The sequence below is a fragment of the Lysinibacillus sp. FSL M8-0216 genome (assembly GCF_038595555.1).
Classification (GTDB): Bacteria; Bacillota; Bacilli; order Bacillales_A; family Planococcaceae; genus Lysinibacillus; species Lysinibacillus fusiformis.
This window is the reverse complement of the sequence record NZ_CP152007.1, coordinates 138362-151736: the sequence shown is the minus strand read 5'-3', so window position 1 is coordinate 151736 and position 13375 is coordinate 138362. Positions and strand designations below refer to the sequence as shown.

Sequence of the window (13375 nt, the reverse complement as noted above, 5' to 3'; positions counted from 1 at the left end):
AAAGAACATGAAATTGATATGGTAAGGTAAAAGGAGGTTGATATTAAAATGAAAATTTTTAAACTACCTTATTATTATTTAGTAATGTGTTTAGTCATATTAATAGCAATAATAATTAATTATAAGTCAACTACATCATTAATATTGTTACTAATTAGCTTTGTAGGTTTCTTCTTTTTATTTTATTTGGAGAAAAAGAAATCCGAAAAAAATAATTAAAAGGCAAAAAATAAGTATAGCAAACTAGAGGTATGGTTTTTACCATTCCTCATTTGAATTAAAGTTCGCGTAACTTGGCTACGATTTGCTCACACTCTTGTGCAAAATAGGCTTTCTTTTCTTCGGTTACTACTTCTTCTTGCTGACGAGTCGCAATTATAAAACCAACAGAAAAGAAGAAAAAATAGGTTCAAAGATCTAAAGACAGTAGGGACAATCTGTTGTCCCTACTGTCGTTGTGCTTGGTTCTTTTCACGCACTTAATTTTCCAATAAAGGGAATTTTTTATAATGCCTATAGCTGCTTAGAGAGCGTCTTTTTGCTCACATAACAGTTGTTAGCATCGTAAATCATTCCATCAATTTTACGCTTAGATCTTCAGCTCATAATCGGAGTAATGTAATAATCAAAAATTTATTAAGTTAGAGTGGAGGCTGGTAAGGGGTGTGAGGCTTCCCCCATATAGCGTATCTGAATTATGAGTAAGAGAGATTTTTCGATCGGATGAATTGGCAGTTTTGTACTTTTAAGGAGGCGTTGTCGATGAGAAATTATTTATACTTGATTGGGCATAAAAACAAGGGGATAGCGTTTCAATAGCCCATAAACTACGTGTTTCCCCTTCAAAGGGAGAGTACCAAATTGAAGGAAATTTGTTTAAAGCCTATTGACAAAAGTAATTGGGAAGAAGCAATTAGATTATCTGTTAAAGAGGAACAACAAGGATTTATTGCATCCAACCTTTATTCTATCGCAGAAGTTCAGTTTCTAGATAATTTCTTTGCAAAAGGTATTTATCTTAATAATAAAATGATAGGATTTACTATGTTTGGAATAGACCCTGATGACAATAATTATTGGATTTATAGACTAATGATTGACGAAGAATTTCAAGGTAAAGGTATAGGCAAACAAGCTATATATCTGGTTATAGAAGAGATAAGGAATAGTAATCATGCAAACATTCCTTTTATCATGATTGGATATGATCCTAAAAATCTTACAGCAAAATTTGCCTATAAAAGAGCAGGATTTATTGAGACTGAATTATCATCTTGGGGAGAACAATTAGCTAAGTAATCCTTGTAAGCACTTGAATTTACCACAATGACTAATAGTCTTTTTAAAGTAAATTTGATCAATCATTTTTCAAAATACGCTCTTTTCTATGATCTTTATCAACGTTATTAGTATCATTTGATTAAACTTTATTTAAAAACAACCAGCCCTTTCGTGGATCATGCTCTTTGTTGGGCTTATCCTGCTTATCAATGGTGGAATACTCTAACACAAAAGGACGGAAAAGTCTAAACGTATCAGATTTTCCGTCCTATATTTTTAAATTTTCGTCATAGCCGCATTTCTTTTCATCATTGTAATTCCAATGCAAATACAAAGAATTATAAGTCCTATTGTCATAATTAAACTCCACCAGTAATCAGACATCTCCATTGTTCCACGAACTAGTAAAGGTCCATAGCTTGCTAGCTTCCAAGGGGATATAGTCCAGAATAGTCCTACTACCATATCGACTATTTGCCCAATAAAGATAACCGTAAAGGCACATGTAGTAGCTATAATTGTTTTAAAACTAGCACTCATCATTAATGTCACAGCAATTACAAATATTAGCCAAACATAATACGTACAAAAGCTGGCAAGCAGTGGTCCAATTTCTAAAGTTCCGTATAGAATACTAGTGTAATACACGCTTGCTGCAAAGCCTGCTAAAATACTCACAAAACAAACTGCACTCATTACAATAAATTTACTCATAAAGTAGGCTCCAAAAGATATAGGTCTTACATATAATAAGGTAGCCGTACCACTCGCACGTTCTTTACTTATAATACCCACAAAAGAAGCCATTATCACCAATAACCCTATCGTTTGAAACTGCCCTATAGAAGCCTGTAATAGGTCAACGGGCATTAATTCAGGCATCAACATTTCAAAGCCTTCTGGCACATTTCCAACAGCATTTAAAATATCCATTATATAATAATTTATCAGGGGATCATTCATTCCGAGCAGGGCAAACACAAGAGGTATCCACAAAGATTTCCAACTTCGCCACGCCTCTCTAAATTCCTTTTGTAGAAGTACATTGAATCCTCTCATGCTTTTTTCGCCACCTTCATGAAAATTTCCTCCAACGATGCTGTTTGTCGTTCTACTTTTCTTATTGTATAAGGACAATTACTTAAACGATGAAGCAGCTCCTTCATCGTTGGCTCCTCATTCAATATCTCGATATATACATAACAGCCTACTACATGATCTGTCGAGCTTGCAAAAAGCTTTGCCTCTTCCTCACTAGAAAACTCAACTATATAATTTTGCTCATCAAAACGTTGGCGTACCTCTCGTAATGTTCCTTGCTCTACTAGTTTTCCATTTTGTAAGAATAATAGCTGATCCGTCATTTCTTCCGCATCGTTTAAAATATGAGTTGAATATAAAATGGTTGTCTCTTGTTGTAAACCTTTTAATAAATCAAGAACCTCTCTACGGCCAACAGGGTCTAGTGCTGAAACAGGTTCGTCTAATAACAGTAATTTTGGCTTATGCACAATTGCCTGGGAAATACCAAGGCGTTGCCTCATCCCACCAGAAAAAGTAGCTATTTTTTTATGTTGAACATTTCCTAACCCTACAAACTCTAATGTTTTTTGCGCTTCTAATTTAGCATTTTTTGCTGATACACCATTTAGCCGCGCAGCCATCTCAGTAAATTCTAACGCGCTTAGCCAAGGATGGAACTGTGGATATTGGGGTAAAAACCCTATATTTTCACGTAAATCCCCTTTTAGCATTTCTACACTTCCGGCAGTCGGCGTTAAGAGCCCTGTTAACATGGACAATGTTGTTGTCTTACCCGCGCCATTTGGCCCTATTAACGCCGTTGAAGTCTTTTCCTCTAGAATAAATTGAACATTATCTACAACATTGTGCTCTGCAAATCGTTTGGTCAAACCAGTTACTTGAAGTAATGTTGTCATGACTGCTTTCTCCCAACTATAAAGTACGCAATTGACCCTATTATATTTGTAAATAAAATAATAAATACCCATAAAATTTTTGGCCCATTCGTTGCATGTGTTTTACGCAAATCAATAAGTGCTACGATCATTAATATTAATTGAACGACGATGAGCGGTGCTATCACTGCCCATGGAACTTTTGCTAATTCCTCCATCATACAGATCACCCCATTAGTTGTTATACATTAACTATAACAATTTTGTTCTAACATGTATAGAACAAAATTTTGTTTTTTCTTCCAAATATTCTGTGCCATTTCCATAGGATAAGATGTCATGTTTTAGATAGTCCCCTGTTTCATCTTCTATACGCCCTGCTTCATTTATAAAAACAAAAAAAGATGTACCTTTATCAGCACATCTTTTCCTTTATTTATAAAGTTGTTGTAGAGCGTCTTCCATTTTAGGTCGAATCGTTACTTGTGGACGGGCCTTTTTTACCGCTGCCTCCGCTTCCTCTAGAGAATGAGCCAGCCCTAGCTCTATTAACACCGCAGTAGCTGCTACACCAGCACGACCACCGCCACTCCCACAGTGAACATATACCTTCTGTCCTACCTCATAGGACGAAGCAATTTCCTTAGCTACATGCTGAATAGATGATGCTACCGCAATATCTTCATCTGCAATTGGCATATGCTTATACGAATAAGAAACAGCCTCTTGCTCTTCTGAAGTAAGTCCCTGCACACGAACATCTATTACAACATCTACAGCTTCTTGCTCAAAAGCCGCCTCCGCATCTTTTGCGCCGCCAAAGAATATTTGATCCTTAACTAAAACATCATAGTTTTTTTCCATATTGGTCACACTCCATAGGATTATTTCAGTAAATGCTTAATATCCTCGTAATATGGTAAAGCCGTTAAAGCTCCTGCTTTTGTTGCTGCAAATGCTCCTAATTTATTGCCAAAGCTTGTACAGCGAACAAGCTCTTCTTTTGTTGTAGGCAAGCCATTGTAATGAACATCGCGTAATACCCCTGCCATAAATGCATCCCCTGCACCAGTAGTATCTACAGGTATTACCTTTTCAGTTGGTACATGGATGACCTCTCCATTCAACACAGCATAAGTGCCATTTTCTCCTACTGTTACTAAAATAATAGGCACTAAATAGCTACTTAGTTGTTCAATTCCTTCTTCTAAACTAGTCGTTTCCGTCAGGAAGAATAACTCATCATCTGTTACCTTTAAAATATCTACATCCTCAAAAAAGGACGTAATCGTTTCTCGACAAATTTCTTCACTACTCCAGCGTAATGGACGAATATTTGCATCCATCGCAATGATCGCACCTTTGTCCTTCGCCATTTCTACGGCAGCTTGAGTTGTAGCTAGAGCTGTCGGATGGAACATGGTCCCTGAACATACCGTTAAAGCAGAGGCATGTTTAAATGCTGCTTCATTTAACTGTAGTGGCTCCACTTGTAAATCAGGTGTTTCATCCACATAATCTTTAAAAATTCGTTCACAGGCTTCTGTCAGATGCACATAAACACCACTTACTCGTTTAGCTGGGTCGAATATGGCATAGTCAAGCTTGACACCTTCCTCTACAAGCCCATCACGCACAAACTGAGAACCCTCATCATCCCCTGTAATTGTAATTAGGGCAGATGGTGCGCCAATTCGGCTAATACCTGCTGCAACATTTACTGTTGCACCACCCATATATTTTGTAAATGATGTGTTTGTTACATCATCAGCAATATAGTCAATAAATGCATCTCCATAGACTAAAATAAAATCCTTATCTTGCTTCGTCATGATTGTCCTCCTGAAAGTCTAGTCATTATAGATTAACACGAAAATTGTCATTCTATAAAGGTTTAACTTTTGAGAGCATGCCTGAAAATTTGTGTCATCCACTAACTTTGTTATACTTGCCTATAGAAAGGTAGGGATTTTCAAGATGAGTATTACAATTCGACAAGCTCAACCACAAGATGCACATGCCGTTGTGCCTTTAATTATTGATGCGATTGGTGAGATTGCCAATCGTTTAACTGGCGAGCAATCGTCCGAGGCTGTTCGTCAAGAACTGACAACCCTTTTTCAGCGTGACGACAATCGACATTCTTATTTAAATACCTATGTCGCTACGGAGGATGAGCAAATAGTAGGAATTCTCGTTTATTATTATGGCGCACATGCCATTGCTATGGATGCTAACCTTGTAAAATGGTTAGAGGCTAAAAATGCTCCATCAATCATCATCGATCATGAGGCCCACGAAGATGAGGCTTATATCGATACAGTTTGTGTAACACCAGAAGCACGCGGTAAAGGAATTGGTACATTACTTTTACAATATGCCGAAGAACTGACAAAGCAGCATGGCTATACAAAGTTATCCTTAAATGTAGAAACTCAAAAAGAAGATGCTCGTCGTCTTTATGAACGTTTAGGCTTTGTTATTACTGAGCCTTGGTCCATAATCGATGAACCATTTCATCATATGGTGAAACAATTTTAGGAAGTGAAGATTGTATTCATGAAAACAAATTTAATTTACCCTCTTTTGATCGTCATTGCCTCTAGTAGCTACGGAATTTTGTCGACTATTGTCAAAGTAGCGATGCAGCATGGCTTTACATCTGCAGAGGCTGTATCGAGCCAATATATTATTGGCTTTATACTCGTTTTAGTTATTTTTATGTTGACAGATAGAAAATTACCTAAGCCATCAAAAAAAGGCATCCTTATATTATTATGTGCTGGTATTTTTACCGGAACGACTGGAATAGTGTATGGAGAATCTCTCAAGTATTTACCCGCCTCTCTTGCAGTAGTGATGCTGTTCCAATTTACATGGATAGGTTTGTTAATTGATTGTGCTCTACATAAAAGATTACCAAGTCGACCTGAAGTTATTTCGATTATTATCTTATTTGTAGGAACAATTTTAGCTGCAGGTGTTTTAAATGTAGATTTAAGTGGAATCCCTCTCCAAGGATGGTTATTCGGCTTTGCTGCTGCCGTTACCTTTGCCTGCTTCATTCAATTTAACTCTCGACCAGTGGAAGGGGTTACAACCACTTCAAGGGTATTTATCGTTTCCTTTGTAGCCCTTATAATGATCAGTATTTTCTTAAGTCCAGAAGTGATTTGGAACGGAAAATTGTTTATGGAAGGCTTATGGAAGTATGGATTAGCCCTCGGTCTATTCGGTATCATTTTACCTATATACTTATTCTCCATTGCTATTCCCAAAATTGGTGGTGCACTTGCTTCCATCTTAAGCGCTATTGAATTACCTGTTGCAGTTACCGTTTCCGTTATTGTCCTACATGAACCTTTAACTGCATTGCAAATTATGGGCATTGTTTTAGTGATAGTCGGTATGTTATTGCCGACAATTATTGCGCAACGCCGACAAAATGATAGCCTATTGGATGCACAAACTTAAACAGATAGAAAACTCCTTGAAAATGGAATATTCCTTTTTAAGGAGTTTTTTTGAACTTCATTGAAATGCCGTTGCTAATGGATTAGCACTTCGCTATGATGAAGGAAAATGTAATTTTTTAATAATTCTAACATGAATGTTACCCCTTCGTATTATACTGCAATATGTAAGTACCTTACTTTAAGAAAGGGGAAGTTGATGAAAAAAACACGTATTCTTAGTTTTTTCCTTGTGTTCATACTGTTTGTTTTAGCCGCATGTAGTGGAAACAATGACCGAAAAACTACAAATGATGCTGCCAATAACGATAAAACGACAGATGGCGACAAAACGGAAGTAGCGGCAACAACGCCATCTGGTAAGCTTGTTATTTACACAGGACGTGATGAAGAAATGGTGCAAAATGTAATCGATCAGTTTAATAAAAAGTATCCAGACATTGAAGTAGAATTTTTAACAATGGGCGCTCAGCAAATTTTAGAACGTTTACGTGGCGAAAGGGCTAATCCTCAGGCAGACTTTTGGTGGGGCGGCACACAATCAGCGCTCATTGTTGGGGCAAATGAAGACTTATTACATGCCTGGCAGCCTAGCTTTATTGACTCTATTGATGCTACACATAAAGATGTAGATGGCCGCTGGTTTGGAGAGATGCTGCTACCAGAAGTCATTATGATCAATAGTGATTTATTAACAAAAGAAAATGGGCCACAGGATTGGGATGACCTTCTTGACCCTAAATGGAAGAATCAAATTTTAATTCGGGGTGTGCTGGCTTCAGGAACAATGCGCACCATATATTCCTCTATGATTGTACGACAAGATGCGAACTCTCCTGATAAAGGCTATGAATGGCTATTACAATTAGACGCTAATACGAAGGAATATACGCAAGATCCTAATGCTTTGTACTTAAAGCTAACACGACAAGAAGGCAGTGTCTCCTTATGGAATCTACAAGATATTTTATTAAAGAAATATACAACTGATTATCCCTTTGATTATATTTATCCAAAAAGTGGAGCACCTATTTTGGTAGATGGTGTTGCAGTTGTCAACAATGCGAAAAATCTAGAGAATGCCAAACTATTTGTCGAATTTTTATTCGAAAAAGAGATGGTGACACAGTTAGCCAAAGATTATTATCAAATTCCTACACGATCTGATATCGATAAGGCATCCATGCCAGAGTGGTATCAAGAATTAGATTTAAAAACATTCGATATAGACTGGCAGCAAATGTCTGACAAAGAGGCTGAATGGATGGAATACTGGGATAACAATATTAAAGGCCGCGGTAATTAGTATCCGGGTGAAAATCCAGCTTTTTTAGTGGATTTTTACCTTACTATCTCATCCCCTATATAGCTATGAATCCTTTGTTGGAGAGGAGTTTTTTGTTGAAAAGAGTCACAATCGAAAATGTCTCGAAGCAGTTTGGTCAGTTGTATGGTGTGAAAGATGTAGATCTCGAAATAAAGGCTGGTGAATTCTTCACTTTTCTTGGGCCAAGCGGCTGCGGCAAGACAACTACTTTGAGAATGATTGCCGGTTTTTATTACCCAACTAAAGGTAAGATTCTATTTGATGAACAAGATGTCACTCGGCTTCAGCCAAATAAACGCAATATCGGTATGGTATTTCAAAACTATGCCCTTTTCCCTCATATGACAGTAGATGAAAACATCGCATTTGGTTTACAGGTTCGTAAATTTTCTAAAACTGAGATTCAGCGCAAGGTAGATCGAATTAGAAGACAAGTACATCTGTCAAATTACGGGGATAGAAAAATAAATGAGCTTTCTGGTGGGCAACAGCAACGTGTGGCTTTGGCTCGAGCTCTAGTAATTGAGCCAGATATTTTATTACTTGACGAACCATTATCCAATCTAGATGCAAAGTTACGTGAGGAAACACGTATTGAAATCAAACGGATTCAATCTGAGCTTGGTGTCACGACGATTTATGTTACCCATGATCAAATGGAGGCTATGGCGATGTCTGACCGAATCATGGTCATGGAAAACGGCTATATCAAGCAAATTGGGACTCCTCAGGAAATATATCACCGACCTGTAGATCGCTTTGTAGCTAACTTTATTGGCGAAACCAATTTAATTGAGGGCATATTAGAAGCAATTGAAGGCGAAGAAATACAAGTGAAAACAGCAAATGGACATATTTTTACTGGGCGAAAGCAACAGAGCTCTCCAGCATTGACGCATATGATTGGAGACAAAGTATTTATTTCAATACGTCCAGAATCTATTCATTTGGGGACTGGGGATAATACATTAACAGGAAAAATAACCTTTGTTGAATTCACAGGCATTAGCGTCAATTACATTGTAGATTGTAACGCCTTTTCACTTAAAGTAATGCTTATTAATTCTTATGACCAAATAAAAAAGATTGGCGAGGATATTACCATTCATATAACGCATGACTCGCTGTATTTTTTAGGGGAATAGGAGGAAGCCAATATGGAAAAGCAAACTGTCAATGCTTCTCAAGAAAGTATATGGACACGAATCTTTCATTCCAATTGGTTCATCTATATATTAATATCGCCATTATTTTTAGTGTTGTTCGCCTATGTCGTCTATCCCTTCTATCAAACATTTACTCAAAGCTTTGCTGGTGATGAACCATTCCTTCACTATAAAAAATTTTTCAATCTAGCAAGCCCAGCAAATTTAGAAGCTTTGTGGACCAGTATTTATATTTCTAGTATTAGCGTCCTTTGCTGCGCTATCGTTGGAGTAACTATGGCTTTTTTACTCGAACGCTATAACTTTCCTGGGAGACGAATACTTTCCATTTTAGTATTGGTCCCTATGGCACTTCCCCCCCTAGTCGGTGTGCTATCCTTTTCTTTTTTGTACGGAGATAGTGGTATTTTCCCTCGAGTCTTTCAGCATTTATTCGGTTTAGATCATGTACCCTTTTCATTGAAAGGGATTTGGGGAGTCATCGTTGTTCATACTTTCACCATGTATACTTATTTTTATTTAACCGCATCTGCTGCCATCAAGGGGCTAGATCCAGCTCTTGAAGAAGCGGCAACTAGTTTAGGTGCAGGGCGTATTCGCGTGTGGACAAAGGTTATTTTACCCATGCTGACCCCTTCCATTGTTGCTTCCTCCTTATTAGTGTTTATGATCTCTATGGCCTCCTATACGGCACCCTTAATGTTTGGTGTAGAACGAACTATGACCATGCAAATCTACTTATCGCGTACTAATGGCAATCTTGAGATGGCCGCAACTCAGTCGATGATACTGTCCTTTGTCTCTATTACATTTTTAATGATGATGCGTTGGTATCAAAATCGCCGAAATTATCAAAATCTCAGTAAAGGGATAAGTGTCCATCGCTCGGAGGTATCCTCCAAGAAAATAAAAATAGCGGCAACTATTGCCTCCTTTATCGGCACGTTGATTTTGATCTTACCGATATTAGTGCTGATATTAATATCCTTTTCTGTTGATGGGGCATGGAAGACTCAAATACTCCCTACAGACTATACACTGGATCATTATATGGCTCTCTTTACTGATGAGCGTACATGGCGACCTATTTGGAATTCTATACAGATGGGTATCGTCGCAACATTTGGCAATATTATCTTTGGTGTTGCCGCAGCATATGCGATGGTCCGCTTAAATTTTAAAGGAAAAACATTACTCGACATTTTAATAATGGTACCTTGGGCTCTACCTGGGACAGTGGTAGCAGTCAATTTAATCGCCGCCTTTAGCACGGAAAACATCTTTGCCTTTAATCAAGTATTAATCGGGACATTTTGGATTTTACCATTAGCCTATTTCATCCGACATTTGCCACTTGTTTTCCGGTCAACCTCTGCCTCTCTCGTACAACTAGATCCGTCAATTGAAGAGGCATCACGTGGATTAGGCGCCAATTGGTGGTATACATTTAGACGCATCGTCATACCTTTAACATTCACCGGAATATTAGCGGGAACACTATTAGCCCTAGTACAAAGCTTTGGTGAATTTGTTGCATCCATACTTATATACAGTACATCTACTATTCCATTGTCTGTTGCCATATTCCAAAAATTGTATGCATTTAAATTTGGGACTGCGTGTGCCTACGGTGTCTTACAAATTTGCTTAATTTTAGTTGTCCTTATTATTTCTGAAAAACTATCAAAAGGCAGTGCTGGTACAGCTATTTAACTGCTAATCTATTAGGAGGCCATGATAATGTTTGAAGATTTTCGCAACAAAACGCAGCAGGAAGATGGGATGATTTTCCCTTCTAACATCTATCGGAAAATTGTGTTACAGCCAGCCTATGAAGAGGCAAAGAAAAATTTTCTAACTATTATGCTACAAATTAATATAGCTCATTTAAAAATGTTAGAAGAACAAGGACTTGTAAAAAAAGAGGAAGCGAAACAAATTGGGGCAGCACTAAAGAAAATAGATTTAAATTATTATCGTTTAGAAGATTATAGCCCCCAATACGAAGATTTATTTTTCCGCATTGAAAATAAATTAATAGAGCTTGCTGGCGACGTTGCTGGAAATCTTCATATTGGACGCAGTCGTAATGATATGGGCATCGCCATTTATCGTATGACACTAAGGCAAAAATTACTGTTATTAATGCGAGAGCTACTAACATTGCGAGATGATTTAATCGCAGCTGCTGAGGAGCATGTAGATACTATTATGATTGGCTACACGCATACGCAACAGGCTCAGCCTACAACCTTTGCCCATTATTTAAAGGCTGTCATTGACCAGCTTGAACGAGATTTTGAGCGCATGCAGCATGTCTATAAAACTGTTAATCGTAGCAGTATGGGGGCTGCAGCCTTAACTACAACAGGATTTAATATAAATCGAGAACGGATGCGTCATTTGTTGGCATTCGATGATATTATCGAAAATGCGTGGGATGCAGTGGCTGGAGCTGACTATATTGCTGAAGCAGCAAGTATTGTACAGCTTGCTGCACTCAATCTTGGCCGGACCTCTCAAGATTTTTTATTATGGGCTACACAGGAGTTCAATGCCTTCACACTCGCAAGTCCATATGTTCAAATAAGCTCTATTATGCCCCAAAAGCGTAACCCTGTTTCAATTGAACATACGCGTTCATTACTATCGGCTGTTGTTGGAGATGCAAGCACCGTGTTACAGATGGTACATAATACACCATTTGGAGATATCGTCGATACTGAGGATGATATGCAACCCTATTTATGGCGTGCCATCGACCGCTTAGTTGGGATTTATAAATTATTTGGCTCACTTGTTGTCACAATGGATGTGAACAAGAAAAAACTAAGAAACCGTGCAGAGAACAGCTTTGCCAATGTTACTGAGCTGGCTGATACATTAGTACGTTCAGAGGATATTTCCTTCCGCCAAGCACATAGCATTGTTAGTAAATGCATTAAAGTACTACTTGCTCATAGTGAGGAATCACTAGCAAGCCTTACATGGGGACTCGTGAATACTCAATCTAAATTGATTACGGGAAAAGAATTAAATATTTCAGAAGAGGATTTTTATAAAACCTTACAGCCAGAGTCTTTTGTTGGTGTTCGAACACTACCAGGTGGCCCAGCTCCCGCCACAATGAAAGCAGCACTTGAACATGCCAAAATGAATACGAAAAATCTTTATGAATGGATTCAATTAAAGGAAAGTTCCATTATTGAAGCGGAGAAAGAATTAACGATTTTTCTTGAGGAATGGAGCCAATGATGAAATGGCTTCTAGTTATTGATGGTGGTGCGACAAAAACGGCATGCGCAGTCGTTCACGCGGAAACTGGTGTTATGGAATATTCAGCTTCAACAAAGGGCTCCAACTATCAAGCCATTGGTATGGAAGCAGCTACAGTGATATTACATGAGCTTTTAGCAAAGGTAGAAATTTTTTTGCAAAAGTATCCCTGCTCTCAAATTGCTGTAGCTACCTTTGCCTTAGCTGGGATTGATTCTCCAAAAGACAAAGAAATAGTTACAGCTATTGTTCAAAATGCCCTATCAGCCACACAGCTTTCTATTGCTACTCTTATTATTGAAAATGACGCTGAAGCCACACTACTTGGTGTGACTGCTGGACAGGCAGGTGCATTACTCATTGCTGGAACAGGAGCAATCGCTTACGCCTATGATGGACAGCAAATCGTTCGTGCTGGAGGCTGGGGACACCGAGCTGGAGATGAAGGTAGTGGTTATTGGCTAGGGCAAGAAGTGGTAAGAGCCATCTTTAAAATGGAAGATGGTCGAGGTGAGACCACTATTTTAAAAGAGGCTGTCTATCATTCCTTAGCTATACAAAATGTAACCGAGCTCGCTGAATGGTTATTTCAGCCATCCTATACAAATGCACAGTTGGCCAAAATGGGGGCATTTGTTGCTCAAGCAGTTGAACAACAAGATGCTTGTGCCATTCAAATATCACAACAGGCAGCTCACGAATTGGCTCTTTTAGCAAAAGCCGTGTTAACAAAGATAGGCTATCAGAATGGACTGTTTCCTCTTTACTGTAATGGTGGTGCCATCAAGTATAATCCACTTATTTTAAAAACATTTACAAATATATTAGCAGTAACGCATCCGCAGATCTCCATTTCTCTTTGTGAGCAGCAACCAATTGATTATTTAATTGAACGAACAAAAAGGGCCTTTGACTGTTGATAAGTCATGCCCT

The 13375-nt window shown here is 38.1% G+C and carries 13 protein-coding genes; 8 read left to right on the top strand and 5 right to left on the bottom strand.

Translation table 11 applies throughout. The annotated features are described in order from the left end of the window. The first annotated feature begins 861 nt into the window (after positions 1–861). Positions 862–1299 (top strand): GNAT family N-acetyltransferase, encoded by a 438-nt coding sequence (locus tag MKX57_RS00770; protein WP_342531490.1) that lies wholly within the window; start codon positions 862–864, stop codon positions 1297–1299. Positions 1300–1557: 258 nt separating this feature from the next. On the opposite strand, the gene MKX57_RS00765 is transcribed toward MKX57_RS00770, so the two are convergent. From MKX57_RS00765 to MKX57_RS00745, 5 genes are all read right to left on the bottom strand, one after another. After that, positions 1558–2340 (bottom strand): ABC transporter permease subunit, encoded by a 783-nt coding sequence (locus MKX57_RS00765; RefSeq protein ID WP_342531488.1) that lies wholly within the window; start codon positions 2338–2340, stop codon positions 1558–1560. Next, positions 2337–3221, bottom strand: a complete 885-nt coding sequence (locus MKX57_RS00760; RefSeq protein ID WP_089986866.1) for an ABC transporter ATP-binding protein — start codon at positions 3219–3221, stop codon at positions 2337–2339. The genes MKX57_RS00765 and MKX57_RS00760 overlap by 4 nt, the downstream gene beginning before the upstream one ends. Beyond that, complete coding sequence (locus tag MKX57_RS00755; protein WP_081937092.1) at positions 3218–3421, bottom strand: PLD nuclease N-terminal domain-containing protein; 204 nt, start codon at positions 3419–3421, stop codon at positions 3218–3220. The genes MKX57_RS00760 and MKX57_RS00755 overlap by 4 nt, the downstream gene beginning before the upstream one ends. Before the next feature lie 211 nt (positions 3422–3632). Further along, complete coding sequence (locus MKX57_RS00750; RefSeq protein ID WP_089986865.1) at positions 3633–4064, bottom strand: dual specificity protein phosphatase family protein; 432 nt, start codon at positions 4062–4064, stop codon at positions 3633–3635. Between the two features lie 20 nt (positions 4065–4084). Beyond that, the gene (locus MKX57_RS00745) at positions 4085–5032 is read right to left on the bottom strand and encodes a carbohydrate kinase (RefSeq protein WP_089986864.1); all 948 of its coding nucleotides are present in this window, start codon (positions 5030–5032) and stop codon (positions 4085–4087) included. A gap of 145 nt (positions 5033–5177) precedes the next feature. On the opposite strand from MKX57_RS00745, the gene MKX57_RS00740 reads away from it, so the two are divergent. The 7 genes from MKX57_RS00740 (at position 5178) to MKX57_RS00710 (ending at position 13362) form a co-directional block, all read left to right on the top strand. Next, the gene (locus MKX57_RS00740) at positions 5178–5741 is read left to right on the top strand and encodes a GNAT family N-acetyltransferase (protein WP_089986863.1); all 564 of its coding nucleotides are present in this window, start codon (positions 5178–5180) and stop codon (positions 5739–5741) included. Between the two features lie 18 nt (positions 5742–5759). After that, positions 5760–6674: a DMT family transporter gene (locus tag MKX57_RS00735; protein WP_089986862.1), complete on the top strand. Its 915-nt coding sequence runs from the start codon at positions 5760–5762 to the stop codon at positions 6672–6674. A gap of 198 nt (positions 6675–6872) precedes the next feature. Continuing rightward, positions 6873–7979, top strand: a complete 1107-nt coding sequence (locus MKX57_RS00730) for an extracellular solute-binding protein (RefSeq protein ID WP_089986861.1) — start codon at positions 6873–6875, stop codon at positions 7977–7979. Positions 7980–8074: 95 nt separating this feature from the next. Next, positions 8075–9145, top strand: coding sequence for an ABC transporter ATP-binding protein (locus MKX57_RS00725; protein ID WP_089986860.1), 1071 nt, complete (start codon positions 8075–8077; stop codon positions 9143–9145). Between the two features lie 12 nt (positions 9146–9157). After that, positions 9158–10879 (top strand): iron ABC transporter permease, encoded by a 1722-nt coding sequence (locus MKX57_RS00720; protein WP_090003005.1) that lies wholly within the window; start codon positions 9158–9160, stop codon positions 10877–10879. A 27-nt stretch (positions 10880–10906) separates the two neighbouring features. After that, entirely contained in the window at positions 10907–12421 is a 1515-nt protein-coding gene (argH, locus tag MKX57_RS00715; protein ID WP_089986858.1) for an argininosuccinate lyase, read from the top strand. Beyond that, positions 12418–13362 carry a BadF/BadG/BcrA/BcrD ATPase family protein gene (locus MKX57_RS00710; RefSeq protein ID WP_089986857.1) on the top strand — a complete coding sequence of 315 codons (945 nt, stop codon included), beginning with the start codon at positions 12418–12420 and terminating at the stop codon, positions 13360–13362. Before argH ends, MKX57_RS00710 begins: the two co-directional genes overlap by 4 nt. The last annotated feature ends 13 nt before the right edge of the window (positions 13363–13375 follow it).